This window comes from Pseudomonas sp. D47 (assembly GCF_045447305.1).
In the GTDB taxonomy this organism is placed as follows: Bacteria; Pseudomonadota; Gammaproteobacteria; order Pseudomonadales; family Pseudomonadaceae; genus Aquipseudomonas.
Window position 1 is genome coordinate 62,795 of the sequence record NZ_JBJGXU010000011.1, and the last position, 26,226, is coordinate 89,020.

Consider the following 26,226-nt stretch of genomic DNA (forward strand, 5'->3'; position numbering starts at 1 on the left):
AGCGCAAGTCGCAATTGCGCCGCAGTTTACCTTATTTCCGGCTTGGGCTTGGGCTTGCGCCACTGAGGCAGGCTGATCAATAGCACCGCGCTGATGATCACCAGCATGGCCAAGGCTTCTTCCATGCCGATGGTCTCGCCGACGAACACAATCCCCAACAACACCGCCACCGCAGGGTTCACATAGGCATAACTGGTCGCTGCCGCCGGGCGCACATGCTTGAGCAAATACATATAAGCATTGAAGGCGATGATCGAGCCGAACACGGCCAGATACGCCAAAGCGAGCCAGCCCTCAATCGGCGGGATGGAATGCAGTCGCTCACCGGTCAGTGCACTGCCCACCAGCAACAAGACACCGGCAATGATCATCTCGGCCGCGCTGGCCATGGCGCCCGGCGGCAGCGGCAAATGCCGGCTCCACACCGAGCCGAAGGCCCAGGAGGCCGCGGCAAACAGCAACAACATCGCACCGGTTGGGCTCGATTGCAGGTTTGAGCCCATGTTGAGCATGGCAATGCCGATAATCCCCAGCACCACCCCGGCCCACTCCAGGCGGGTATTGCGCGCGCCCCAGAAATAGCCGCACAACAAGGTGAACAACGGCACCGTCGCCACCGCCAGTGCGGCCACACCCGAGGCAACGCCCGTGTGCTCGGCCACCGTCACCGCGCCATTACCAAAGGTCAGCAGCAAAACGCCGATCTTGGCGGCGGCCTTCCACTGCACCCACGTCGGCGCAGGTGCGCCGCGCCAGCGCAAAAAGCCATACATGGCCAACCCCGCCACCAGGAATCGAATCCCGCCCAGCATCAGCGGCGGCCAGTACTCAACACCGATTCGAATCACCAGGTAGGTAGAACCCCAGATCACATACAGCGCAAAAAAAGCGGCGATCAACGGCAAGGGAAAGCGACGTGGGCCAGGCATTGGGTAGCTCTGCGGCAGGAAATTGGAGGCTTATTCTAGAAAGGCAGCCCGATAAACTTAAGTTACAAAACCTGTTTAAAGCGCCCATACACTTTTCAAAACATGGTTATGAACGCTATAACCCGTGTATTCGAAAGCCACGCGCAAATGGAGCCTTATCATGGACAAATACGACCGCATGCTCCTCAGCGCCCTGCTCAAGGATGGCCGCGCGTCCTACGCCGAACTGGCTCGCACCGTAAACCTCTCCGCCCCCGCCGTGGCTGAACGCGTGGCCAAGCTTGAGGCCAGCGGCGTGATCACCGGGTATCAGGCCAAGGTGGACCTGTCCAAAATAGGCTTGCCGATCCAGTGCGTCATCGAACTGAGGCTGACCAACCATGGCAGCCAGAAGGTGTACGACGCCCTGGCTGAAATCCCCGAACTGACCGAGTGCCACCGGGTGACGGGCGACCCATGCGTGATCATGCAGGCGGCGGTGGGCTCGATGCCGGAATTGGAGAATTTGATTAATCGGATCGCGAAGTTTGGGTTCAGCAAGACCTCGATCATCCTCTCAAGCGCGATAGAGCGACGGGTGCCGTTGGGGCAGTTGGAGGGGAACGGGAAAAATGGTGGCTGAACGATCGTTCCCACGCTCTGCGTGGGAATGCCGCCCTGGACGCTCTTTAAGTCGTGACGCGGAGCGTCACAGGAGGCGTTCCCACGCAGAGCGTGGGAACGATCATCGCAAGGTTTAGAACCCGCGGTGCTTCTTCAGGTGCTCATTGATCTTCGCCGCCGGCACTTTCTGCAAGGTGCACAGCAGGTCATGGGAGAGTTCGCGCAACCCATGTGTACCGCGCAGCTGCTCGGCCAGATGCGCCGTCAAGTTAGCGGCCATTTCCGCATCCGCCATCGCCCGGTGAGCCTTGCCGGTGTGGGGCAGTTGGGCGTAGCTGTTGAGGGTGCCGAGCTTGTGGTTCGGCGCCGCCGGCATCAGGCGACGGGCCAATAGCAGAGAGCAGGCGAATTTTTGCAGACGGGTGCGGCGGATCAGGCCCAGTTCGAAGTCCCAGAACTTCTGGTCGAACGCGGCGTTGTGCGCCAGCAGTGGCGTGGTGCCGACGAATTCGTTGACTTCGTTCATCACCCGCTCGGCCGGTGGCGCGCTGCGCAACATGGCGTTGCTGATGCCGGTGAGTTGCTCGATAAAGCCCGGCACGCGCACGCCTGCATTCATCAGGCTCTGGTAGCGGTCCACGATTTGGCCACGCTCGAGGATAACCACCGCGATTTCCGTGGCCCGGCAGTGGTTGCTCGGGGTGATGCCGGTGGTTTCAAAGTCGATGACCGCTATACGTTCCAAACCTGTTCCAACTCCGTCTAACAATTTATTGAGCCACCGCGCTTATTTGAGCAGCAGCGCGCCTTCGATCGGCACGTAGCGGCTGGCGGCGCGTATCAGTGAGTTGGCCGTCAGCCCCGGCACGCCGTAGGCCACGGCTTCGACGCCATGCTTTTGGATGATGCGGTCGAGCAGCATGTCGAAATCACCGTCGCCGGAGGCCAGCACCACTTCGTCGACGTGGTCGGCGGCGTCCATGATGTCGAGGGTGATGCCCACGTCCCAGTCGCCCTTGGCCGAGCCGTCGGCGCGCTGAATGTACGGTTTGAGTTTTACCGTAAAGCCCAGGTTGCGCAGGATCTGCTGGAATTGCTGCTGCTTGCTGTCGCCACGGTCGATGGCATAGGCATAGGCCTCGACGATCTGGCCGCGCGAACTGATGTCAGCCCACAGGGCCGCATAGTTGAAGTGGCAGCCGTAGGCCTGGCGCACGGTGTAGTAGAGGTTTTGTACATCGGCGAACACCGCAATTTTCTTCACCGCACTTCCTCATGACAGCCAGGCGCCAGCGCCCGGAAAGGCGCCAGTATGCCAGCCATGGGAAAGTTTCAGCGAAAAATCAGCCCGGGGCGACGAAGCGCCCCGGTTGAGTGCGGGTCAGACGAAGGAATCGTCGTCGCCAAAAGAGGAGGAATCGTCGGCATAGTCGTTGTCGGCGAAGCTGTCGGAGTTGTCGCTGCCCCAATTGTCATTGCCGGCAAACTGCTGGTCATCGTTGCCGCCGCTGCTGTTGTCACTGGCGGGCGCCGGCTCTTCGCGGATGATTTCTTCCACCACTTGCGGCTGTTGCGAGTTGTGGTTGAACAAGCTGCTGATGCCTTCGGCTAGCATCACACCACCGGCCACGCCAGCGGCGGTTTTCAGCGCGCCACCGAGGAAGCCGCTGCCAATGGGCGCTGCCGGTGGTTGCTGGTAATTCTGCTGCGGGGCGCCGTAGTTCTGCTGCTGCGGCGCAGGCTGGCCAAACTGAGGCCGCGCCGGTTCACGCCAGCCACCCGATGAAGGCGGAGCGCTTTGTGCGGGCTGCGAATCGCGAGAACCGCCGCCGCCAAAGATGCTCGACAGAAACCCGCCGCTGCTCGGTGCAGGCTGCGCAGTTTGTGATTTGGCCTGCTGCAACTCGTCCTGCAACTGCTGGATCTGCTGCGCCTGTTGCTTATTCTGCGCGTCGAGGCTTTTGATCGCGTGCTCTTGCACCAGGATCGACTGGGTCATGTAATACCCGGCGGCCGGTTGGCGAGTCATGTGCTCCTTGATCCGCGCTTCGGCCAGGGCGTCGCGGGGGGCTGAGTCCGTTTCGGCTTGCTGCAACCGTGAAAACAGTCCGTCGATCAGAGTTTGCTCTTCGCTGTTCATGGCGACCTCGTTAGATTGCCGGTAAAAATCATGGGCCCGCCTGTACTCAAGCGAGCTACGCGCTAGTTATGGGGCTGTTACCAGACGTTTCAATGGTCTTTACGCAAGGTTTACGTTTGCTTACGGCTAGTCATGATCGGTTAAAGTGTGGGCCTTGCTTTTAGGCCTGTGATGAACCTGATGAATCCGTTAGACGTATTGCGCGACTCCTTCCGTTTCACCCAACGCAACCTGGGCGCCATCGTCCAGCTGTGCCTGCCGTTGGTGATCCTCGAAGCCCTGCTGCAGCAAGTGCTCGACCACACGCTGGGCCCGGATGCCTTCCCCGGTTACAGCGTCATCGTGGGGTTGTTGGTGTACCCGCTGTACACCGGCGCGCTGATCCTGTTTCTCGATGCACGTACCCGTGGCGAGTCGCCAAGCACTAAAGCTGTGTGGGCCATGGCCTTGGCACTTTGGCCACGTTACGCCCTGCTGACGGCACTCAGCACGTTGCTGATCCTGTTGGGCCTGTCGCTGTATTTCCTGCCGGGCCTGTGGCTGATGGTGGTGCTGGCGTTTGCCGAATACCTATTGGTGCTGCGCGGCATGCCGGCGCTGGAGGCGATGAAGGAAAGCTTTCGCCTGACCCGTGGGCATTTCTGGCGAATCCTGGTGTGCCTGCTGTGCGTGATGACGCCACTGTGGCTGCTCAAAGGCGCCAGCGTGGCGGCCTACCCTGATCCTGCGCCGCTGCTGGGCGTACTGATCGACAGCGCCCACAGCTTCCTGCAACTGTTTACCAGCGTGGTGCTATTCCGTTTATTCATGCTGATCGGTGGCGATGCCGACGCGCGGTGATATGCTCCTGCCACTCCTGAAACGCCATAAGCCGAGCCGATGACCCGTTTATTGCGCATCACCCTGTTTAGCCTGTTGATCATCGCGGCCCTGCTCACGGCCCTGATCTACAGCCTGACCTGGCGCCCCGCCGACAAAGAAACCCTGCCCGTGAGCTGCGTCGCGCCCCGTGCGCCAACCCTGCTGCCAGGGCAGGCGCTCAAGGTCATGACCTGGAACGTGCAATACCTGGCCGGCAAGAACTACGTGTTCTGGTACGACACCGCCGACGGCAGCGGCCCGGACGACCGCCCCACCGTGGAAGACATGGCCTCAAGCCTGGACGAAGTGGCGCGGGTGATCCGCGACGAACAACCCGACATCCTGCTGTTGCAGGAGCTCGACGAAAACGCCAAACCGTCGCATTACCAGGACCAAATCGCACTGCTGCAGGAACGCCTGGTCGACCTCTACCCGTGCAGCGCCCAGGCCTTCGACTGGAAAGCCGACTTTGTGCCAGACCTGCATATCTTCGGCAGCGTCGGCCGCAAATTGGTGACCCTCAGCCGCTACCAGATCGAACACGCCGAACGCCTGCAACTGCCGGTGTCCCCGGCCAACTTCATCAGCCGCCAGTTCCAACCCAAGCCTGCCTTGTTGCTGACCTACCTGCCACTGAGCGATGGCGGCCAACTGGCCGTGCTCAATACCCGCCTGGATGGCGACGTGCCGGGGCGCTCAGCAGTGCAGGAGCAAGCGAAGGCCACGGTGAAGTTGCTGGACAAGTTCGAAGGCCGTGGCACGCCCTGGCTGATCGGCGGGAGTTTCAACTTGCTGCCACTGGGGCAGTTCCTGCGCCTGGATGCCAGTAAGCGCGGGCAGTATTCGCCGGACAGTGAGCTGCATTTGTTGTGGGATAAATACCCGATGATCCCGAGTAACAGTGAGTCCAGCGGGATTGACCGTGAGAAATGGCTGACGAACTTCCCGAATGACCCGAGCCTGGAAGGCCCGGATCGTACGTTGGATTACCTGTTTTACAGCCCACGGATCAAGCGGGTGGAGGCGAAGGTGCGGCAGGCGGATACGTTGCGTATCTCCAATCATTTGCCGGTGATTGCGCGGTTTCTGCTGCCGGCTGCGCAATAACCAACACCACAAAATCTATGTAGGAGCTGGCTTGTGTGGGAGCTGGCTTGTGTGGGAGCTGGCTTGTGTGGGAGCTGGCTTGCCTGCGATAGCATCGCCGCGGTGTAACTGAAAAACCGCATCGTCTGCATCGCAGGCAAGCCAGCTCCCACAGATGTTCTTTGTCGTGGCTATTTGCGGGGTTTGATCCTCGCCGTCGCCTCCGCCACCAACGGGTCATCCGGCCAATAGTGCTTCGGATACCGCCCCTTCAAATCCTTCTTCACCTCGGCATACGTGCTGCGCCAGAAGTTTGCCAGATCCTGCGTCACCTGCACCGGCCGTCGCGCCGGGGACAGCAGGTGCAACTTCACCACCTGACGCCCACCGGCAATACGCGGCGTGTCCGCCAGCCCGAACAATTCCTGCAAGCGCACCGCCAGAATCGGCGGCTGCTCGCTGTAGTCCAGGCGCACCGAGGAGCCAGACGGCACTTTCACATGCTGCGGCGCCAGCTCATCAAGGCGCTGGGGCAGCGGCCACGGCAGCAGGTTGTGCAGGAAACTGGAGATATCCAGGTTGGCGAAATGGCTCAGGCGCGAGACTTTGCCCAAGTAGGGCATCAGCCAGTGCTCCAGGCTGGCGAGCAAGGCTTTGTCGCTGATATCTGGCCATTCGCTGGTTTTGCCCGCGTCCAGCTGGCGCAGCAGCATGACGCGGGCCTGCCATTGGCGCAGTTCAGGCGTCCACGGCAGCAGCTCCAGGCCTTTGCGGCGCACCAGGTTCACCAGCGCCTGGCTGCGTGCGGACTCGTCCAGCCCAGTCAATGGTTCACGGCTCAGCACCAGTTCGCCGACTTTGCGCTGGCGTTCAGCGCGCAGTACGCCTTCACGCTCATCCCAGTCCAATTGGTCGACATTGCGCACCTGCTCGGCGAGTACGTTATCGAACAACACTGGATCAAAATCAGCCGCGAGGTAGATGCGTTCTTCGCGCTGGCCCTGGCGGCTGCCGAGGTCGGCGATGACCAACCAGGGTTGTTTCATCAGGCTGTCGGCCTCGGCGAACAGCGCGGCGCGGCCGTTGGCCAGGCGGTATTCGGCGCCACCGGGGCGACGTTGCTGGGCGACGCGGTCCGGGTAGGCCAGCGCCAGCAAGGCGCCGAGCCAGCGTGGGTGGTCCGGGTCGGCGACGGACTGAGTCGCGTGACCTCTTAAATAGCCACGGTATTGCCGAGCCAGTTGCTTGGCTCGTTGCACGCCACCTTGGGTGCCACGCGCGCGTTCTTCGCCGGACATCAGCGCCAAGCGGCTGTGCAAATCCGCGCCGCCGCCACGCATGATGTCGCGTTCACCCAACAGCGCGGCGACATCACAGGCAGTCGCCGCCAGCCCCAAGTCCTGCCCGCGCAGCAACAGGTGGGCAATACGCGGATGCGCTGGCAGCTCGGCCATCTTCTGGCCATGGGCTGTGAGTTTGTCGTCATTCAAGGCGCCGAGGCGCACCAGCAAATCCTGGGCCTGGGCATACGCGGCAGTCGGCGGCACGTCCAGCCACACCAGCTGCGTGGGCGTGACGCCCCAGCGCGCCAGTTGCAAGGCCAAGCCGGCGAGGTCGGCGGCGAGGATCTCCGCGCTGCCGTAGGCCGCCAAGCCTTCATGTTGGTCCTCGGACCACAACCGATAACACACGCCCGGCTCCAAGCGCCCTGCCCGACCGGCGCGCTGGGTGGCGCTGGCGCGAGAGATACGCTGAGTGTCGAGGCGGGTCATGCCGCTGCCGGGGTCGAAACGCGGCACCCGCGCTAACCCGGCGTCGATGACCACGCGCACGCCATTGATGGTCAGGCTGGTCTCGGCGATGTTGGTGGCCAGCACCACTTTGCGTTTGCCGGCCGGTGCCGGGTCGATGGCGGCGCGTTGCGCGTTGAGGTCCAACTCGCCATGCAACGGGCACAGCAGCACATCGGGGCGATCACCCAAGGCGTCGACCAACTGCTGGTTAACGCGGCGAATCTCCGCCTGCCCAGGCAGAAACACCAGAATGCTGCCGGTCTCGTCATGCACGGCGTCGAGGATAGTTTGCACTACGCGCGGCTCGATAAATTCACCGGCCTGATACGGCCGGCCCCAGCGCATCTGCACCGGGAACATGCGCCCTTCGCTGCGCAAAATCGGCGCGTCATCCAGCAGGCCGGACAGGCGCTCGCCTTCGAGGGTGGCGGACATCAGCAGGATTTTCAGCGGTTGTTCATCGCGAAACAGGTCGCGGCCGTTGAGGCTCAGGGCCAGCGCCAGGTCGGCGTCGAGGCTGCGCTCGTGGAACTCGTCGAAGATCAACAGGCCCACGCCGTCCAACGCCGGGTCGTCCTGCAAGCGGCGGGTGAGGATGCCTTCGGTGACCACTTCGATGCGCGTGTTGGGGCCGACCTTGCTGTCGAGGCGGATGCGATAACCGACGGTTTCACCGACCTTTTCACCCAGCTCACTGGCCAGGCGTTCGGCGGCGGCGCGTGCGGCCAGGCGGCGAGGTTCGAGCATCAGGATGGTCTGCCCGGCCAGCCACGGCTCGTTTAATAAGGCTAAGGGCACGCGGGTGGTTTTACCGGCGCCAGGCGGCGCTTCCAGCACGGCTTCATGGCGAATCGCCAAGGCGTCACGCAAGGCGGGTAAAACATCATCGATTGGCAACGAATTCATACTGGCTCCAAAGCAGAGCGGCGAGTATAACGGCGAACTGCCGGATGCCGGTGTTGGTCTCAACACCTGCGCCGGCTTGGGCTGTGAATGCAGTCAACGGTGGGAGCTGGCATGCCTGCGATAGCGGTGGGTCAGCCAGCCAATGTGGCACTGATACACCGCTATCGCAGGCAAGCCAGCTCCCACATTAGAGCGGCGACGCTCCACAGAATTGTCATATAGTCCCGTATCAACCGTGTTCAGGAGATTTTCATGCGTATCGCTTCCCGTGTCATCGGCGGTGTCCTCGCCGTCAGCCTGCTGAGCCAACTGACCGCCTGCGGTTCGATTTTCTACCCGGACCGCCGTGGCCAGATCGACGGCAAGATCGACCCGACCATTGCCGTGCTCGACGCCGTGGGCCTACTGTTCTATGTGATCCCGGGCCTGATCGCGTTTGGCGTGGACTTCGCCACCGGCGCCATCTATTTCGAGCCGGGCAAGACCGCCCAAGTCGCCCCCGAGAAACTTCGCGAAGCCATCGGCGCCGACGGCAAAGTCGACAACGCCAAGCTGCAAACCATCATCCAGAAGGAAACCGGCCGCACCCTGCCGCTGGACGACCCGCGCATGATCCAGTTCAAGGGCAGCGTGCAACAACTCGCGTCCCTGGGCCTGCAACCTGCCGCTTAAGGACCGTTTATGACCAGTCCCGAACACGCCAGGCTCTTGCGCCTGGCCACCCGCGCCTCCGTGGGCGTGGCCTCTGCGCTGATTATCACCAAGGCCATCGCCTGGTGGCTCAGTGGCTCGGTGAGCATGCTCGCCGGGTTGACCGACTCGCTGCTCGACGGCGTGACCTCGCTGCTGAATTTGCTCGCGGTGCATTACGCGCTGCGCCCGGCTGATGATGACCACCGCTATGGGCATGGCAAGGCTGAATCACTGGCAGGCATGGCCCAGGCGCTGTTTATCGCCGGCAGTGCGGCGTTGATCGCGTACCAGGCGTACCAACGTTTGCAGCATCCGGAACCGGTCGGCGCGCCGTGGCTGAGCATCGGTGTGATTGTGTTTTCGCTGGTGATGACCGTGGCGCTGCTGATGCTGCAACACCGGGTGATCCGCGAAACCGGCTCCAACGCGGTGCGCGCGGACTCGCTGCATTACCGCTCGGATTTGCTGCTCAACGGCAGCATCCTGATAGCGCTGGTGTTGGCAGCGTTTGGTTTCCATCAGGTAGACCCATGGTTCGGCCTGGGGATTGCCGCCTACATCCTATGGAGCGCCATCCAGATCGCCCGGGAAAGCTTTGCGGTGTTGATGGATGAGGAGCTGCCGCCGGACGTGAGCCAGCACATGCTCGAACTGGCGCAGAGTGTGCCGGGCGTGTTGGGTGCGCATGATTTGCGCACGCGCATTTCCGGCAGCCACTGGTTTGTGCAGTTGCACCTGGAATTGCCGGGGGAATTGTCGCTGTCAGTGGCCCACGGCATCAGCGATCAGGCCGCCGATGCCATTCACAAGGCCTACCCGCGCGCCGAAGTGCTGGTGCATGCGGATCCTGCGGATCAGCCACAAGGGGCAAGCGATAAGCCCCAAGCATGAAGCTGAGAGCTTGAGGCCAGCCGCTGCCCTATTGCACCTGATACCCACGACTGGTGAGGCAGTTGCCCTGGGCCTGACGGTAGGTTTGCACCACCGCAGGGTCCGGGGCGTAGGTGACGGTGCGTGGGTCGAAACCACTTTGTTGCACCGCCCAGCGATAACAATCGTAGCCGTCCTGCTGCACTTGAGCCGGTGATTGGCCGTTGGCCGGGTAGGCCACTACGTCATAACCGTTGCCTTGCGGCGCGGGCTGGGGCGTCGGCACTTCTGTCGGTGGTTGCACCACCACGTACTGCTGAGTGGCGTTTTCATAGGTGTAATACGAACCGGCCGCGAGGAAGAACAGCGCACTGCCCACCCATACTTCCCGCGCGTAGTCGGGCAGGTATTGCACGCGGATGCCGTATGGCGGCGTCACCACCTCATAGCGCGGGCCTTGCGGGCGATACCAGTAGCCGCCGGAAAAGAAATAATCCTGGCCACGGTAAGGCACGCGGTAATTGCGGTCGGGGAAACGGTCGACCATGTAGCCCGGACGGTATTGCGGGCCAGGGCCCCAGCCGTTGCCATGCCCATTCGGGCGACCTGGCCAGTGGTTGTCATTGGGGTGGCCATTGTTGAAGCCGCCACCGTTATTACCCGGGCGCGAACCAGGGCCGCCGGCCTCCCAATGCGGGTTGCCGTCGTTGCGTCGCGGGATGTCGCGGTAGTAACCCTGGCGCGGTTCTTGGGTCTGGCGCACGGTGTCCGGGCGCCCTTGGATCGGCAGGTTATTCGCAGGCGCTGGCGCTGGCCGGGTCTGCTCGGCACCTTGCGGGCGGCCTTGCCACTGCCCGCCGCCGTGCGGCTGTTGCTCGGCGCGATCAACGTGCTGGTTCTGCGGGCGCGGTTGATTGTTCTGCGGCCGTGATTGGTTATTTTGCGGGCGCGGCTGTTCGCTACCTTGCCGTCCGCCTTCGGGACCTCTTTCATGCTGACCGCCCCCTTCAGAGCGCGGGTCGTCGGCCAATACTTGCGTGCCGACGCTCATCATCAGCAAACCTACACCTGCCATACGCCAGATGCGCTTCATGCTATTCCTCACTGCAGATAAGGGCCTAGAACGTCCGGCCTCATAGATGAGACTGGAAAAGCCCCGCCCGGTTCTGAGAGAGGTTATCAGTCACGAGCGTTATTTTCGTAGGTAAAAAACGCACACAAAAGAAAAGGGGTGACCCGTCGGCCACCCCTTGAGAATTTCGTCCGTGCTCAACGCTTTTGACGTTGGCTCACCTCACGCCGTCTTGTGGACAGTGTGCAGCCTGGAGGCCGGCTCAACCCTGTTGGGGCGGCGGCCGCAGCGGGCCTGATTGGGCTCGCTGTAAGTGGACTGTTGTCCAGGCGGTGATTCTGTTGGTAATCATAGGCTCGGCGTGCCGACAGATGATTGCGAAGATTGCGTCAATAAACAGTGCTTGCGCAATTTTTAACCCTTCATAGATAATTCACCGCAATAGTTACGACAAAGGCCAACCCAATGAGCAAGCTTGACCGATACGATCTGAGTATTTTGGCGGAATTGCAGCGCGACGCGAGGATCTCCAACCAGGAGTTGGCCGAGCGCATCGGCCTGTCACCGTCGCCCTGCTCACGCCGGGTCAAGCAGTTGGAAGACGACGGCTACATCGCGCGCCAGGTCGCCTTGCTCGACCGCAAGATGCTCGGCCTGAGCCTCACGGCTTATGTGCTGATCGGCATGGACCGCCACACACCCGAGCGTTTCGAGAACTTCGAGGCCGCCATCCGCACCCTGCCGCAAGTGCTGGAGTGCAGTTTGGTGACCGGGATGGATGCTGACTATCAGTTGAAAGTAGTGGTGCCGGACATGGACCACTACCAGAAACTGCTGCTGGGGCATTTGACCCGTATTGAAGGCGTGACCAGCGTGCGCTCGAGCTTTGTGCTCAACCAGGTGCTCAACAGCACCGAGCTGCCGCTGACGCACCTGCGGACCTGATCTCAAGAGCACTGAAGATCAACTGTGGGAGCTGGCTGGCCTGCGATGTAGACAACTCGGGGTGTCAGCCAGCCCCAGTTGATGCCATCGCAGCGGTGCGGCGATCCGACAAGCCAGCTCCCACATTGACCGCGTCAAGACCCAGGTCAATGTTGCGTCTGTGACGCTGCCGTATACTTGCCCGCCTGCCTTTGTCGGAAAAAACCCATGAACAACATCGACCCCGCCCTGTTTGAAGAATGGATGATGACCGGCCTGGTCACCCTCCTGATCATTTTCATGGGCTTTATCGTCTGGGACCTGGCGAAGAAATCCAAAGCCGGGCGCTTTGGCTCGTTCATCCTGTTCTTCGTGCTGGGCCTGGGCGTGGCCGCGTTCATCATCAAGAGCGTGGTGATCGGCCTGATCGAGTCCGGCGCCCTATAACCGCGCCGGCACTTCCTTCCATTGGCCTTGGTCCAGGCCATCAATCGACCAGTCACCAATTCGCACGCGCACCAGACGCAAGGTCGGTAAACCCACCGCCGCCGTCATGCGCCGTACTTGGCGGTTACGCCCCTCACGAATCACCAACTCCAGCCAATGCGTCGGCACACTTTTGCGAAAGCGCACCGGCGGGTTGCGCGGCCACAACTCAGGCTCATCCAACTGCCGGGCTTGCGCGGGCAAGGTCATGCCGTCGTTAAGCTCCACGCCGTCACGCAGGCGTTGCAGTTGCTCTTCGCTCGGCTCGCCTTCGACTTGCACCCAGTAGGTTTTCGCCAGTTTGTGCTTGGGGTCGGCAATCCGCGCCTGTAGCTGGCCGTCGTTGGTCAGCAGCAACAAGCCTTCGCTGTCACGGTCCAGGCGGCCGGCCGGGTAAATGCCGGGGATGTCGATAAAGTCCTTGAGGGTCGCGCGCCCGCCTTCGTCGCTGAACTGGGTCAGCACGTCGAAGGGTTTATTGAACAGGACCAATTTCGGCTCGGCCGGAGGCGCCTTGGCAACGCGACGCGCGGCAGAATGCGGAGGTTTCACGCCAGGGCGGCGCGAATCGGGACGGGTGGGACGGGACATGGCAAAGGAACATCTAACGGTCAGGACCGACAATGCTAGTGGCCTGACCGCTAAATAACCATCCCAACCGCTTAGCGGAACGGCGGCTCGTCGAAGCTGCGCAGTTTGCGCGAGTGCAGCGAGTTGAGTTCGGTGCGCAACAAATCCACCGCCTCGATGCCGATCTTCAAGTGCTGGCTGACCGCACGCTCATAGAACGCGTTGGCCGAACCCGGCAGCTTGATCTCGCTGTGCAGCGGTTTGTCCGATACGCACAACAAGGTGCCGTACGGCACGCGCAGGCGGTAACCCTGGGCGGCGATGGTGCCGCTTTCCATGTCCACGGCCACGGCGCGGGACAGGTTGATCAGCGGGCGTTCCTGGGCCCAACGCAGTTCCCAGTTACGGTCGTCGTAGGTCAACACGGTGCCGGTGCGCAGGCGCTTTTTCAGCTCTTCGCCTTTTTCGCCGGTGACGTTGGCCGCCGCTTGCTGCAAGGCCATCTGCACTTCGGCCAGGGCTGGGATCGGGATGTTCGGCGGCACTACGCGGTCGAGAATCCCGTCGCGGCGCATGTAGGCGTGGGCCAATACATAGTCGCCGATGGTCTGAGATTGGCGCAGGCCGCCACAGTGGCCGATCATCAGCCAGCAATGCGGGCGCAGCACGGCCAGGTGGTCGGTGATGTTCTTGGCGTTGGACGGGCCGACGCCAATATTCACCAGTGTCACGCCGTGGCCGTCGGTGGCCTGCAGGTGGTAGGCCGGCATCTGGTAACGGTGCCAGACCACACCGGCAGCAATCGCCGAGGCTTCGCCGTGGTCCATGCTTTTGTCGATGATCACGTTGCCCGGCAGCACCATGCGGATAAACCGTGGGTCACTGCGCAACTGCTCCAGGCCATGCAAGATGAACTGGTCGACATAGCGGTGGTAGTTGGTCAGCAAAATCCACGGCTGCACATGGCGCCAGTCGCTGCCGGTGTAGTGCACCAGGCGGCGCAGGGAAAAGTCCACGCGGGCCGCATCGAACAGCGCCAGCGGCAGCGGGTCGGTGTTTTCCCAGTCGTAGAGGCCATCGGCAATGCCGTCGGTGGCGGCGGACAGGTCGGTGCTGGGGAACACGCGGGCCAGGGTCGCGGCGGTCACGCCGGAACCGGCCAGTTCGTCGCCCTGCTCCACCACGTACGGGTACGGGATGTTCTGTTGGCTCACGCCGACTTCCACCGTCACGGTGAAGTCGTGCATCAGCGGCACCAGTTGCTCCAGCAGATACTTACGGAACGCGGCCGGATGAGTGACGGTGACGCTGTAGGTGCCCGGCAATTGGACCTTGGCATACGCCCGAGTGGTCTGTGGGACTTCGCCGTGGCAGTGGTAGGTCAGGCGCAGCTCCGGGTAGCGAAACAGTGCGCGTTGTGCGGCATCAGGTTCGACGCGGTCCTTGAGGTATTGCTTGAGGGCTTGATTGAGCGCGCCGGTAGCACGCTCATGAAGAGCCGCCAGCCGGTCCACGGCTTCTTCGGCGGTTTGAACGACAACAAAAGCTTCGGTCACGGTAAGCATCCTGTGTTCTGACTTGCAGGCCTTTATCTTGCCTGTATCCCGGCCAGACGCAAACTTTGAATTGGAGTACTTATCTCAAGAGGCGTGCAATCCCTGTGGGAGCCGGGCTTGCCCGCGATGGCGGTGGGTCATTGATACATCTGGGGGCTGGCACACCGCTATCGCAGGCAAACCAGCTCCCACATTTTGAACCGTGTTTATTCAGAAATATGGGGCGTGGAACGGGCGACGATCGCCTCCACATCCACACCACGCGGCAAGGTGCCATACACCCGGCCGGACGACTCACCCAAGCGGCTGGCAATAAACCCATCACTGACCGCCGCGTTCCCGGCCTCCAGCAACAACTTGGCCTGCAACGCCACGGCAATATCCTCGGTCAGTTGCCGCGCGCGGTATTGAATATCCTGGGTATCCATAAACGCCGACTTAAGCTGCTCGATATGCCGCGCCAGTTGCTTGTCGCCCTGCCCATCGCCCAGTTCGACAAACAACGCCTCCAGCACACCCGGCTCTTTGGACAGCGCCCGCAGCACGTCCAGGCACTGCACGTTGCCGGAGCCTTCCCACGTCGAATTCACCGGCGCCTCACGGTACAGGCGCGGCAGAGTGCTGTCCTCTACATACCCGGCACCGCCCATGCACTCGGCGGCTTCGTTGATCATTGCCGGCGCGCGTTTGCAGATCCAATACTTGCCCACCGCCGTCACCAGCCGGGCGAATTTGGCTTCCTGCTCGTTATCGAGGTGATCCAGCGCGCGGCCCATGCGCATGCTCAAGGCCAGGGACGCCTCGCTTTCCAGGGCCAGGTCGGCCAGTACGTTTTGCATCAGCGGCTGTTCGTTGAGAATGCGCCCGCCGACCAGGCGATGCGCACAATGATGGCTGGCCTGGGTCAGCGCCTGGCGCATCAAGGCGCTGGAGCCGACCATGCAGTCAAAGCGGGTCATGGCGACCATTTCGATAATGGTCGGCACGCCACGGCCTTCTTCGCCGATCATCCAGGCCAGCGCGCCGCGAAACTCCACTTCGCTGGAGGCGTTGGAGCAATTGCCGAGTTTGTTTTTCAGGCGCTGGATGTAGAACTCGTTGCGCGTGTCATCCGGGCGGTGCCGAGGCAGTAAGAAACAGGTCAGGCCTTTGTCGGTCTGCGCCAGCGTGAGGAACGCATCGCACATCGGCGCCGAGCAGAACCACTTGTGCCCCACCAGTTCATAGGCTTGCCCGGGGCCGCCCGTGCCCACGGGATAAGCACGGGTGGTGTTGGCGCGCACGTCGGTGCCGCCCTGTTTCTCGGTCATGGCCATGCCGATGGTGGCGCCAGCCTTGTGGGCGATGCCGACATTGCGCGGGTCGTATTCGGTAGTGAGGATTTTCGGCAGCCAGGTCTGCGCCAGATCCGGTTGCAGGCGCAGGGCCGGTACGCAGGCGAAAGTCATGGTCAGCGGGCAGCCGGTGCCGGCTTCGGCCTGGCTGTGCAGGTAAGTCATGGCGGCGCGGGCTACGTGGGCACCGGACTGCGGATGCGCCCACGGCAACGACGGCAGACCATGCTCAACGGCGGTGCGCATCAGGTCGTGGTAAGCCGGGTGAAACTCCACCCGATCAATGCGATGGCCATAACGGTCATGGCTGTTGAACACCGGTTTATTCTGGTTCGCCAGGAACCCGGCCTCCATCAGCGGCCCACCCGCCAGCGCCCCATAAGCCTCGATACGCGCTTCGGCCCAGCCGGCGCCGAAGCGGCGCGACCAGTCTTGCAAGGGCAAGTCGATGCGGTACAGGTTAGTGCCGTCCAAGGACGGTGGCTGATTGGTGACGTCGTGGGTTTCGGCGAACGGGTGCAGGTTCATGACGGGGCTCCTGAAAAAAGGCCGCGTGCAGTTGAGGCCTGAATTTCAGTTAAGCACCGTCATCGGCGTTAAAAAAGTGGCATAGCCGCCTAAAGCTCGGCGCTTTCGCCCTCGAGCGGGCACAGCAAGCGCCGCTCCAGCACGGCTTGCAACGCGTCGAAACGCACGGGTTTGGCCAGCCGATCAGTGATACCGATGCCATGGCAGCGCTCACGCTCCGACACATTCAGTGACGTACTCAGGGCGATCACCGGCAGTTCGCCACAGCCCGGCAACGCTCGTATCTGACAGCACAACGAGAAACCGCCTTCAGGCACATCCAACAACACCGCATCGAAGGGTTCACTCTGCAACATCGCCAGCGCGGACGGGCCGTTATCCACCGCTTTCACCCGGTAGCCCAACTTGAGCAACATGCCGCGCACTGCCAATTGGCCCACGCTGTTGTCGTCCACCAACAGCACCGTGCACTCGTGGGGCGCACGTTGCGTGAAGGGCCCGTGGGTCGCCGCCTTGGGCTCGGGCGGCACCGGGTTCACGCTCACCTCCAACTGGAAGCGGCTGCCATTGCGCGGTTCGGAATGATGGGTCAGGCGCCCACCGAGCAGTTCGATCAACTGCCGGCAAATCGCCAGGCCGATGCCCATGCCGCCATATTCGCGGGTGGTCGAGCCGTCGAGCTGGAAGAAGCGTTGGTACAGCGTGGCCTCGTCAAGGAAAGCAAAGCCGATCCCGCTGTCGGTCACGATAAAGCTCAGGCGCAAGCTGCCATCACTGTGTGGAACACCCACCACACGCACGCGCACGGCGCCTTTATGGGTAAATTTGAAGGCGTTGTCGAGCAGGCAGTCCAGGCACTGGATCAGCTTGTCGGCGTCGCCGATCACCCGGTCCGGCAGTTCATCCGCCACGTCGATGGAAAACTCCAAGCCTTTGCTCTGCGCACTGGCGCTGAACTGCTGTCGCAAGGTGTCGAGGGCGCCACGCAGGCTGAACACTTGGGGTTGGGCGCACAGGCGCCCGGCTTGCAGTTCGGTCAGGGTGAGAATCCCGTTGACCATGCGCATCATGTCCCGCGCCGAGCCGGCGGCGGTTTGCTGGTACTGCGCCAGGTCATCGTCCAGCGGCACGGTTTGCATCAGCTCCAAGGAGCCGATCACGCCGTTCATCGGGGTGCGCAATTCGTGGGTCAGGGTGGCGAGGAATTCGTCCTTGAGACGGTTACTGCGGGCCAATTGCTGGTTGAGCACTTCGAGCTTCTGGCTGGCGTCGAACAGGATCTGCGCCTGCTGCTCGCGCATGCCGTTGATGCGGTCTGCCAGGGCCAGGGACAGCAGCGCCACTTCAATCGCCGAGCCAAGCTGGCTGGCGTACATGGTGAGGAACATATTGGGCAAGTAGCCCAACACCATCAGGGTGTTGACCACCCCACCGAGCAGGAACGCCGACCAGGCGATGATGAAGTAGCGCGCCATACGCTGGCCGCAATACCAGGCCTTGATGGCGGCGACGAAGATGGTCACGGTAAACACCAGCGCCAAACCGGTGGCCAGGCGCAGGGCCACGGCGTAGCTGGTCAGCAGCGCCAACACCATCACCGCCGCGCCGCCGGCCGCCAGCGCCAGCAATATCCGGTCGAGCCAGCGGCTGTGCTGCGCGGTGTGCAGGAAGCTGCGCGCAAACAGGCTGCCAAACAACGCCGCCGACCCGATCAGGAACGGCACCGCCGCATTCGCCCACCAGGGGTTGTTGGGCCAGAAGTACTCCACGGCCACGCCATTGACCGACAGTTGGTACAGGCCGAACGAGGCGATATAGAGGATGTAATACAGGTAGCTGGTGTCACGCACGCTCAGGTAGATGAACAGGTTGTAGACCAGCATTCCCAGCAACACACCGTAGATTGCGCCCAGCACATACAGGCGCAGCGGCTGCTCTTCCATGTAGGCCGTGGCAGACCAGAGCGTCAACGGAGCCTGAATCGAGCCTTGGCTTTGCAGGCGCAGGTACACCGTTTGATGCTGGTCGGGCACAAAGTTGAGCTTGAACAGGTAGTTGCTCTGGCGCACTTCACGGCTGGCAAACGGCAACGCGCTGCCGGTGCGAGTGGTCAGCCGGAAGTTGCCGGTGCCATCGTTCTGGTACAGGTCCAGCCGGTTCAGCGGTGGGTACGCCAGTTCCAGGAACCAGGTGCGCGGGGCGCGGGCCTCAGTGGCGGTGTAATGCAGGTCGACCTTGAGCCAGAACACCGAGCGCGAATAGCCGGCATTAAGGGTGGCTTTGTCATGGGTCCTGAATTGGGCGGCGTAAGCGGGGGAACTGACTTGGGCGATGGTGAGGGCGTCGGAGGGGTCTTCGAGCACTTGCATGACCCGGCCCAGCGGCAGGCTTCGAGTGCTCTGGTTGAACTCGACGGCGCCGGCGAGCATCGGCAGCCCGCACAATAATAAAATCAGCAAATAGCGCATAGAGCCCCAGCGTGGCCTGTCCGGTTATGTCAAATGCCCCCATTCCTTTTGAGAAGACATATACCGGCGATACAGTAAGTTATTTGGATCCACTCTAGCATAGCCGTTGGAGGCCATTGGACACCATTGAAATAATTTTTTGAAAGGCTCTAGAACAAGGCTTTCAGCACGTTTATGAAGCAATACTCGATACTAGCCAACAGCCATAATCGCGCCTGAATAGCGGCGAAATTCAGCCTTCGCCAGACGGCCACGCCAAAAGCGTTTGGTGGTAAGCTCGCGCACCATGAATATCTACAGCTCTCGCCCTGTTGTTCTCTGTCTCTCCGGCCATGATCCCAGTGGTGGCGCCGGCTTGCAGGCAGATATCGAAGCCCTGCTCGCCCAAGGTTGTCATGCGGCCGCCGCCGTCACTGCCTTGACTGTGCAGAACACCGTCAATGTCAGCGATTTCCGCGTGCTCGACCGCGAGTGGGTACTGGCCCAGGCCAATGCCGTGCTCAGCGACTCCGAAGTCGCGGCGGTCAAGCTCGGCATGCTCGGCTCCACCGCGATGGTCGACACCGTGGTCGAACTGCTGCAGGCGCACCCGCACCTGCCGGTGGTATGCGACCCGGTGCTGCGGGCCGGCGGCGGTGGCAGCCTGGGCAAGGACGAAGTCGGCTATGCCATGCGCGAGCGGCTGTTGCCGTTGTCGTTGATCGCCACACCGAACCTGCCTGAAGCGCGCATCCTCGCCGAGTTGCCTGAAGGCACTGCGGACGAATGCGCCGAGAAGCTGCTGCCGTTCATCAAACACCTGCTGATCACTGGCGGCCACGGCGACGAGCATCAAGTGCACAACCGCCTGTACAGCCGCGACGGCACGCGCCAGACCTTTACTTGCCAGCGCCTGCCCGGCAGCTATCACGGCTCGGGCTGCACACTTGCCAGTGCACTGGCCGGGCGCATCGCCCAGGGCGAAGGCCTGGTCAGCGCCGTGCAATCCGCGCTCAACTACACGTGGCGCACCCTGCGTGACGCCGAACAACTCGGCCAGGGCCAATTCGTGCCGCGCCGTTTGCCGCTGGATTTCTGCTCTTAAACAGCAAAAGAGGCCTGCCCGATGAAACTACGTGGCCTGTACGCCATTACCGACAGCCAACTGTTGGCCGGCAAATTCCTCGCCTATGTCGAAGCGGCATTGGACGGCGGCGTGACCTTGCTGCAGTACCGCGATAAAAGCAGCGACGAAGCCCGCCGCCTGCGTGAAGCGGAAAAACTGCGCGAGCTGTGCTCGCGCTACAAAACTCAGCTTATTATCAATGACGACGCCGAACTGGCCGCGCGCCTGGGCGTCGGCGTGCACCTGGGCCAAACCGACGGCCCGCTGACCCCGGCCCGCGCTTTGCTCGGTTCCAAAGCGATCATCGGCGCCACCTGCCACAGCCAGATCGAACTGGCCGAGCAGGCCGCCAAAGAAGGCGCCAGCTACGTTGCCTTTGGTCGCTTCTTTAATTCCAACACTAAGCCCGGCGCACCTGCCGCCACCGTTGAGATGCTGGCCCAGGCCCGCGCGCGCTTGCACTTGCCGATCTGCGTGATCGGCGGCGTCACCCTGGAGAACGCCGAACCACTGGTGGCCCACGGTGCTGACCTGCTCGCCGTGGTGCACGGCCTGTTTGGTGCCGACAGCACCCAGGAAGTCACGCGCCGCGCCCGCGCATTCAACGATCTTCTTAAAATTTCAGTTTAGAGAGCCCGACCATGTCCCGTTCCGAAACCCTGTTTGCCAATGCCCAGAAACACATCCCCGGCGGTGTGAATTCCCCCGTGCGTGCGTTCAAGAGCGTGGGCGGCACGCCGCTGTTCTTCAAGCATGCCGAAGGCGCCTACGTCACCGACGAGGATGACAAGCGCTACGTTGACTACGTCGGTTCCTGGGGCCCGATGATCCTCGGTCACAGCCACCCGGACGTGCTCGACGCGGTACGCCAGCAGTTGCAACACGGCCTGTCCTACGGCGCCCCGACCGCCATGGAAACCGAGATGGCGGACTTGGTGTGCTCGATCGTGCCGTCGATGGAAATGGTGCGCATGGTCAGCTCCGGCACCGAAGCGACCATGAGTGCAATTCGCTTGGCCCGTGGTTTCACCGGCCGCGACAGCATCATCAAGTTCGAAGGCTGCTACCACGGCCACTCCGACAGCCTGCTGGTGAAAGCCGGTTCCGGCGCACTGACCCAGGGCGTGCCAAGCTCGGCCGGCGTACCAGCGGCCTTCGCCAAGCACACCCTGACCCTGCCGTTCAACGACAGCGCCGCCGTCGAGCAGATGCTCAGCGAAGTAGGCCAAGAGGTGGCGTGCATCATCGTCGAGCCGGTGGCCGGCAACATGAACTGCGTACCGCCTGCACCGGGCTTCCTCGAAGCCCTGCGCGAACAGTGCGACAAGCATGGTGTGGTGTTGATTTTCGACGAAGTGATGACCGGTTTCCGTGTCGCCCTCGGTGGCGCCCAGGCTTACTACGGCGTCACGCCAGACCTGAGCACCTTCGGCAAGATCATCGGTGGCGGCATGCCAGTGGGCTGCTTTGGCGGCAAGCGCGAAATCATGCAGCACATCGCGCCACTGGGCCCGGTGTACCAGGCAGGCACCTTGTCGGGTAACCCACTGGCCATGGCCGCCGGCCTGACCACCCTGCGCCTGATCAGCCGCCCGGGCTTCCACGCCGAGCTGACCAACTACACCACTCGCCTGCTCGATGGCCTGCAACAGCGCGCCGATGCTGCCGGCATCCCGTTTGTCACCACCCAGGCCGGCGGTATGTTCGGCCTGTACTTCAGTGACGCCGACGATATCGTCACCTTTGATGACGTGATGGGCAGCGACGCGGACATGTTCAAACGCTTCTTCCACTTGATGCTGGAAGGCGGCGTTTACCTGGCGCCGAGCGCCTTCGAAGCCGGTTTCACCTCGATCGCCCATGGCGATGCAGAGTTGAAACTGACCCTGGATGCTGCCGAGCGCGCCTTCGCCGCCCTGAAATAAGCGACATAAAAATCTGACGTTGCCCTTGGTGGCGTCAGAATTTGCTACTTTGCTTACAGAGATTTCCTGCATTTTTCGAGAAATCGCCTGCAATCCGGCAGATAACTTGCCTAAGCAGCAGAAAAACGAGTAAAGACTTTGTAAGCAGGGGCCTGCTTATTTCATAATGCGCGCTTATTGGACCCCCGAGGGTCCGCGCGCCCCGTCAGAGGTAAGTCGATTCCCATGAAACGCACCGGCCGCACCCTGGTTCTGGGCTGCCTGTTGCTCCTTCAGCCGCTGTTGGCACATGCCCAAGCAGGCGGCAACTCGTTGTTAATCCCAGCGATGGGTCGTTGCACCCTCAATACCCAGCCAGACAGCCAGGCCGAAGCCCTGAGCGCGTGCCAGAAACAGGCCGACGGCGGGGATGCGCAGGCGCAATACGAGTTGGGCGAGTACTACCACGACGACAAAAACCCTGCCCAAGACCTCAACAAAGCCTTGAGCTACTTCGAGAAAGCTTCGTTGCAGGGCCACGCCCAGGCGCAATTCCAGCTGGGCACCATGTTCTTCAAAGGCGAAGGCGTGCCGGCCAATAACGTCCAGGCGTATATCGTGCTGAAGATGGCCGCGGTCAACGGTGCCGAAGATGCACTGGACACCGCCGACGAAGTCGCCGAGCACATGCAGCGCGATGAGTTGGAAGTGGCAACCCAGGTGCTGGGTCAGATCTTTCGCAATTACTTGCAGGAATTGCAGAGTGCGGATGGGCGTTCGCCGTTCTCGCCGCTGCCTTAAATTCTGCTAAACCCTTCTACCGCTGTCGCGGGCAAGCCCGGCTCCCACACTGAACGGCATTCCAACGGGTCGAATGTGTGAGCTGGCTTGCCTGCGATGGGCACACTTGGGTCTAACGCCCTACTTCTCAGGCATCGGCATCGGAAACGGCATGACATTGCTGGTGCCACGCGCTTCACTGATCTTCGGTGTGCCCAGGCGCTCAACTTCATCGATGCGCACAATCGAATGCATCGGCACAAAGCTGCGCACCACGCCTTCGAACTGCGCCTTGAGCTTTTCTTCGCCCGGGTCGACGACCAACTGGGTGCGCTCGCCAAAGACGAACTCTTCCACTTCCAGGAAGCCCCACAGATCACTTTGATAGATCTGCTTGGCGTACATTTCGAACACCTGGCCCTGGTTGAGGAAAATCACCTTATAGATTGGAGCTTCACGTTTGGTCATGGTGGGCGGATAACATCGGGGATATAAAAGAGGGCGCGAACTATAGCATGGCACCCGATGCACAACGCTAGGAACCAATGGGCATGCCCCCTATAATGCGCGGTTCTTTACCACCAGTTGATGATTCCCATGGCCAAGAAGCTTTACATCGAAACCCACGGTTGCCAGATGAACGAGTACGACAGCTCGCGCATGGTCGACCTGCTGGGCGAACACCAGGCCCTGGAAGTCACCGCCCGCGCCGAAGATGCCGACGTAATCCTGCTCAATACCTGCTCGATTCGTGAGCGGGCCCAGGACCGTGTGTACTCGCAGCTGGGCCGCTGGCGTGAACTGAAGCTGGCCAACCCGGACATGGTGATCGCCGTCGGCGGTTGCGTGGCCAGCCAGGAAGGTGCCGCGATCCGCGACCGCGCGCCCTATGTCGACGTAGTCTTCGGCCCGCAAACCCTGCACCGCCTGCCGGAAATGATCGACGCCGCGCGCGCCACCAAGCTGCCGCAGGTCGACGTGTCGTTCCCCGAAATCGAAAAATTCGACCATTTGCCCGAGCCACGCATCGACGGGCCGAGCGCTTATGTGTCGGTGATGGAAGGCTGCAGCAAGTACTGCACCTTCTGCGTGGTGCCCTACACCCGTGGTGAAGAAGTCAGCCGACCGTTTGACGACGTGCTGGCGGAAATCATTCACCTGGCCGAAAACGGCGTGCGCGAAGTCACGCTGCTGGGCCAGAACGTCAACGGCTATCGCGGCCAGACCCACGACGGGCGCCTGGCCGACCTGGCGGAGCTGATCCGCGTGGTTGCCGCCGTTGATGGCATCGAGCGCATTCGCTACACCACCTCGCACCCGCTGGAGTTCTCCGACAGCCTGATCCAGGCCCACGCCGAAGTGCCGGAGCTGGTCAAACACCTTCACCTGCCGGTGCAGTCGGGCTCGGACCGCATTCTGTCGGCGATGAAACGCAACCACACGGCCTTGGAATACAAATCCAAACTGCGCAAATTGCGCGCCGCGGTGCCGGGTATTTGCATCAGCTCGGACTTTATCGTCGGCTTCCCTGGGGAGACCGAGAAAGATTTCGAGCAGACCATGAAGCTGATCGAAGACGTCGGTTTCGACTTCTCCTACTCGTTCGTCTACAGCCAACGCCCGGGCACCCCGGCCGCCGACTTGGCGGATGACACCCCGGAAGCGCTGAAAAAGGAACGTTTGAATGCGCTGCAGCACCGCCTGAACCAGCAAGGCTTCGAAGTCAGCCGACAAATGGTCGGTTCGATCCAACGCATCCTGGTCACCGACTACTCGAAAAAGGACCCGGGCGAGTTGCAAGGGCGTACCGAGAACAACCGGATCGTCAACTTCCGCTGCGACAACCCAACCCTGATCGGCCAGTTCGCCGATGTGCACATTGATGCGGCGCAACCGCACTCGTTGCGTGGGTCGCTGATCAACTGATCGCGGTGACCCGATGAAGATCAAAATGTGGGCGCTGGCTTGCCTGCGATAACGGTGGGCCAGCTGATACAACGGGCACTGATACACCGCTATCGCAGGCGAGCCAGCTCCCACAGTGGTTCTTCAGGGTTCTTGAGATCGAGGCCAGTCCATTTAAGTGCTTTCGCCCACCGGCGGCTGGCGTTATCCTCTCTTTCATCTCAACAGCCAAAGGGCGGCTAAAAGCGACCTTGAACGCACCCATAGAACCCCATCGTTTTCTCCTCGAGCCCTTTGAGGCTCGCCGTTTCGCCAACCTGTGCGGACAGTTCGACGAGCACCTGCGCCTGATCGAACAACGCCTGAGCATCGAGATCCGCAACCGCGGCAATCAGTTCGAGCTTATTGGTGAACCTCAACACACCACGTCTGCAGAAAACCTGCTCCGCCGCCTCTACCGCGAAACCAAGGGTAGTGAGCTGTCGCCGGAGACCGTGCACCTGTACCTGCAGGAATCTGCCGTAGAAGATTTGGCCAACAACCCAGTGGCCGAAGCCAGCGTGGCCCTGCGCACCAAAAAAGGCATGATTCGCCCCCGCGGCTTGAATCAGCAGCGCTACGTCAAAGAAATCCTCGGCAACGATATCAACTTCGGCATCGGCCCCGCCGGTACCGGCAAGACCTACCTGGCCGTGGCCTGTGCGGTGGACGCCCTGGAGCGCGAGCAAGTACGCCGCATCCTGCTGGTGCGCCCGGCGGTCGAGGCCGGCGAGAAGCTTGGCTTCCTGCCCGGCGACCTGGCCCAGAAGATCGACCCGTACCTGCGCCCGCTCTACGACGCGCTGTACGAGATGCTTGGCTTTGAATACGTGGCTAAGCTGATCGAGCGTCAGGTGATCGAGATCGCCCCGCTGGCCTACATGCGTGGCCGCACCTTGAACAACAGCTTCATCATCCTCGACGAAAGCCAGAACACCACCGTCGAGCAGATGAAGATGTTCCTCACCCGTATCGGTTTCGGCTCCACTGCCGTGATCACCGGTGACGTCACCCAGGTCGACCTGCCCAAGGGCACCAAATCGGGGCTGGCGCAGGTGATCGAGGTGCTCAAGGACGTGCCGGGCATCAGCTTCACGCACTTCATGCCCAAGGACGTGGTCCGCCACCCGCTGGTACAGCGCATTGTCGAGGCCTACGAGCGCTTCGAACACAAGGATGACGCACCGGCCAAGGACGTTCGCCGCGATGCTTGAGCTTGACCTGCAGCTGGCTACCGAAGCGTCCGCCCCCAGCGAAGCGCAGTTCCGCCAATGGTGCACACTGGCCCTGCGCCAGCGCACCGCCGACTCGGAGCTGACCATCCGTCTGGTGGACGAGCCCGAAGGCCGTGAACTGAATCACACCTGGCGCCAAAAGGATTACGCGACCAACGTGCTGTCCTTCCCCGCCGACGTACCGGATGAGTTACTGGATATTCCCTTGCTGGGCGATCTGGTCATCTGTGTCGAAGTGGTGGAACGCGAAGCAAAGGAACAAGGCAAGGAACTTGAGGCCCACTGGGCCCATCTAGTCATCCACGGCTGCTTGCATCTCTTGGGTTACGACCATATAGACGATGACGAAGCCTTGGAAATGGAAACACTGGAACAAACGTTGCTTGCAGAATTGGGTCACCGCGACCCGTATGCAGACGACGAAAACTGAAACGACACC

General features: G+C 61.7%; 25 protein-coding genes. 14 read left to right on the forward strand and 11 right to left on the reverse strand.

Annotation, left to right across the window (positions count from 1 at the left end; genetic code table 11):
- Positions 1-26 precede the first annotated feature (26 nt).
- Positions 27-929, reverse strand: a complete 903-nt coding sequence (gene yedA, locus ACI77I_RS10405; protein ID WP_094953635.1) for a drug/metabolite exporter YedA — start codon at positions 927-929, stop codon at positions 27-29.
- Between the two features lie 160 nt (positions 930-1,089).
- Between yedA and ACI77I_RS10410 the strand changes: the two genes are divergently transcribed.
- A complete protein-coding gene (locus ACI77I_RS10410) occupies positions 1,090-1,551 on the forward strand; it encodes an Lrp/AsnC family transcriptional regulator (RefSeq protein ID WP_094953634.1) in 462 nt (153 codons plus the stop codon).
- Positions 1,552-1,665: 114 nt separating this feature from the next.
- Here the strand turns inward: ACI77I_RS10410 and ACI77I_RS10415 are convergent, their stop codons facing one another.
- From ACI77I_RS10415 to ACI77I_RS10425, 3 genes are all read right to left on the reverse strand, one after another.
- Entirely contained in the window at positions 1,666-2,277 is a 612-nt protein-coding gene (locus ACI77I_RS10415) for a PolC-type DNA polymerase III (protein ID WP_094953633.1), read from the reverse strand.
- Positions 2,278-2,319: 42 nt separating this feature from the next.
- The gene (locus ACI77I_RS10420) at positions 2,320-2,796 is read right to left on the reverse strand and encodes an NYN domain-containing protein (protein ID WP_083356641.1); all 477 of its coding nucleotides are present in this window, start codon (positions 2,794-2,796) and stop codon (positions 2,320-2,322) included.
- 117 nt (positions 2,797-2,913) lie between these two features.
- Positions 2,914-3,672 (reverse strand): DUF2076 domain-containing protein, encoded by a 759-nt coding sequence (locus ACI77I_RS10425; RefSeq protein ID WP_094953632.1) that lies wholly within the window; start codon positions 3,670-3,672, stop codon positions 2,914-2,916.
- Between the two features lie 180 nt (positions 3,673-3,852).
- On the opposite strand from ACI77I_RS10425, the gene ACI77I_RS10430 reads away from it, so the two are divergent.
- Together ACI77I_RS10430 and ACI77I_RS10435 are read left to right on the forward strand one after the other, a co-directional pair.
- A complete protein-coding gene (locus ACI77I_RS10430; protein ID WP_094953638.1) occupies positions 3,853-4,512 on the forward strand; it encodes a YciC family protein in 660 nt (219 codons plus the stop codon).
- Between the two features lie 39 nt (positions 4,513-4,551).
- Positions 4,552-5,640: an endonuclease/exonuclease/phosphatase family protein gene (locus ACI77I_RS10435; protein ID WP_406997446.1), complete on the forward strand. Its 1,089-nt coding sequence runs from the start codon at positions 4,552-4,554 to the stop codon at positions 5,638-5,640.
- 170 nt (positions 5,641-5,810) lie between these two features.
- Here ACI77I_RS10435 and hrpB read toward each other — a convergent pair whose 3' ends face one another.
- Positions 5,811-8,318, reverse strand: a complete 2,508-nt coding sequence (hrpB, locus tag ACI77I_RS10440; protein WP_406997447.1) for an ATP-dependent helicase HrpB — start codon at positions 8,316-8,318, stop codon at positions 5,811-5,813.
- A 252-nt stretch (positions 8,319-8,570) separates the two neighbouring features.
- Between hrpB and ACI77I_RS10445 the strand changes: the two genes are divergently transcribed.
- Positions 8,571-8,990: a polyribonucleotide nucleotidyltransferase gene (locus tag ACI77I_RS10445; protein ID WP_094951276.1), complete on the forward strand. Its 420-nt coding sequence runs from the start codon at positions 8,571-8,573 to the stop codon at positions 8,988-8,990.
- Between the two features lie 9 nt (positions 8,991-8,999).
- Positions 9,000-9,902: a cation diffusion facilitator family transporter gene (locus ACI77I_RS10450; RefSeq protein ID WP_094951275.1), complete on the forward strand. Its 903-nt coding sequence runs from the start codon at positions 9,000-9,002 to the stop codon at positions 9,900-9,902.
- A gap of 28 nt (positions 9,903-9,930) precedes the next feature.
- On the opposite strand, the gene ACI77I_RS10455 is transcribed toward ACI77I_RS10450, so the two are convergent.
- The gene (locus tag ACI77I_RS10455) at positions 9,931-10,974 is read right to left on the reverse strand and encodes a DUF6515 family protein (RefSeq protein WP_406997448.1); all 1,044 of its coding nucleotides are present in this window, start codon (positions 10,972-10,974) and stop codon (positions 9,931-9,933) included.
- 444 nt (positions 10,975-11,418) lie between these two features.
- Between ACI77I_RS10455 and ACI77I_RS10460 the strand changes: the two genes are divergently transcribed.
- Entirely contained in the window at positions 11,419-11,898 is a 480-nt protein-coding gene (locus ACI77I_RS10460; RefSeq protein WP_003194418.1) for an Lrp/AsnC family transcriptional regulator, read from the forward strand.
- A gap of 216 nt (positions 11,899-12,114) precedes the next feature.
- Positions 12,115-12,324: a DUF2788 domain-containing protein gene (locus ACI77I_RS10465; RefSeq protein WP_025858220.1), complete on the forward strand. Its 210-nt coding sequence runs from the start codon at positions 12,115-12,117 to the stop codon at positions 12,322-12,324.
- On the opposite strand, the gene ACI77I_RS10470 is transcribed toward ACI77I_RS10465, so the two are convergent.
- The 4 genes from ACI77I_RS10470 to ACI77I_RS10485 form a co-directional block, all read right to left on the reverse strand.
- Positions 12,319-12,954 carry a pseudouridine synthase gene (locus ACI77I_RS10470; protein ID WP_242152848.1) on the reverse strand — a complete coding sequence of 212 codons (636 nt, stop codon included), beginning with the start codon at positions 12,952-12,954 and terminating at the stop codon, positions 12,319-12,321. The two genes, ACI77I_RS10465 and ACI77I_RS10470, sit on opposite strands and share 6 nt — an antisense overlap.
- A 71-nt stretch (positions 12,955-13,025) precedes the next feature.
- Positions 13,026-14,498 (reverse strand): AMP nucleosidase, encoded by a 1,473-nt coding sequence (gene amn / locus ACI77I_RS10475; protein ID WP_164487962.1) that lies wholly within the window; start codon positions 14,496-14,498, stop codon positions 13,026-13,028.
- 197 nt (positions 14,499-14,695) lie between these two features.
- A complete protein-coding gene (locus ACI77I_RS10480; protein WP_406997449.1) occupies positions 14,696-16,351 on the reverse strand; it encodes an acyl-CoA dehydrogenase family protein in 1,656 nt (551 codons plus the stop codon).
- 89 nt (positions 16,352-16,440) lie between these two features.
- Positions 16,441-18,819 carry a 7TM diverse intracellular signaling domain-containing protein gene (locus ACI77I_RS10485; protein WP_406997450.1) on the reverse strand — a complete coding sequence of 793 codons (2,379 nt, stop codon included), beginning with the start codon at positions 18,817-18,819 and terminating at the stop codon, positions 16,441-16,443.
- A gap of 286 nt (positions 18,820-19,105) precedes the next feature.
- Here ACI77I_RS10485 and ACI77I_RS10490 point away from each other — a divergent pair, with 286 nt between their 5' ends.
- From ACI77I_RS10490 to ACI77I_RS10505, 4 genes are all read left to right on the forward strand, one after another.
- Entirely contained in the window at positions 19,106-19,903 is a 798-nt protein-coding gene (locus ACI77I_RS10490) for a hydroxymethylpyrimidine/phosphomethylpyrimidine kinase (protein WP_094951269.1), read from the forward strand.
- Positions 19,904-19,924: 21 nt separating this feature from the next.
- Complete coding sequence (gene thiE, locus ACI77I_RS10495; protein ID WP_242152853.1) at positions 19,925-20,554, forward strand: thiamine phosphate synthase; 630 nt, start codon at positions 19,925-19,927, stop codon at positions 20,552-20,554.
- A gap of 11 nt (positions 20,555-20,565) precedes the next feature.
- Positions 20,566-21,849, forward strand: a complete 1,284-nt coding sequence (gene hemL, locus ACI77I_RS10500) for a glutamate-1-semialdehyde 2,1-aminomutase (RefSeq protein WP_406997451.1) — start codon at positions 20,566-20,568, stop codon at positions 21,847-21,849.
- A gap of 225 nt (positions 21,850-22,074) precedes the next feature.
- Positions 22,075-22,629, forward strand: a complete 555-nt coding sequence (locus ACI77I_RS10505; RefSeq protein WP_094951266.1) for a tetratricopeptide repeat protein — start codon at positions 22,075-22,077, stop codon at positions 22,627-22,629.
- Between the two features lie 120 nt (positions 22,630-22,749).
- On the opposite strand, the gene ACI77I_RS10510 is transcribed toward ACI77I_RS10505, so the two are convergent.
- Complete coding sequence (locus ACI77I_RS10510; protein WP_003194436.1) at positions 22,750-23,076, reverse strand: DUF1820 family protein; 327 nt, start codon at positions 23,074-23,076, stop codon at positions 22,750-22,752.
- Between the two features lie 129 nt (positions 23,077-23,205).
- On the opposite strand from ACI77I_RS10510, the gene miaB reads away from it, so the two are divergent.
- From miaB to ybeY, 3 genes are all read left to right on the forward strand, one after another.
- The gene (miaB, locus tag ACI77I_RS10515) at positions 23,206-24,534 is read left to right on the forward strand and encodes a tRNA (N6-isopentenyl adenosine(37)-C2)-methylthiotransferase MiaB (protein WP_406997452.1); all 1,329 of its coding nucleotides are present in this window, start codon (positions 23,206-23,208) and stop codon (positions 24,532-24,534) included.
- A 230-nt stretch (positions 24,535-24,764) separates the two neighbouring features.
- Positions 24,765-25,766 (forward strand): PhoH family protein, encoded by a 1,002-nt coding sequence (locus ACI77I_RS10520; RefSeq protein WP_094951264.1) that lies wholly within the window; start codon positions 24,765-24,767, stop codon positions 25,764-25,766.
- Positions 25,759-26,217: an rRNA maturation RNase YbeY gene (gene ybeY, locus ACI77I_RS10525; protein WP_406997453.1), complete on the forward strand. Its 459-nt coding sequence runs from the start codon at positions 25,759-25,761 to the stop codon at positions 26,215-26,217. Before ACI77I_RS10520 ends, ybeY begins: the two co-directional genes overlap by 8 nt.
- The last annotated feature ends 9 nt before the right edge of the window (positions 26,218-26,226 follow it).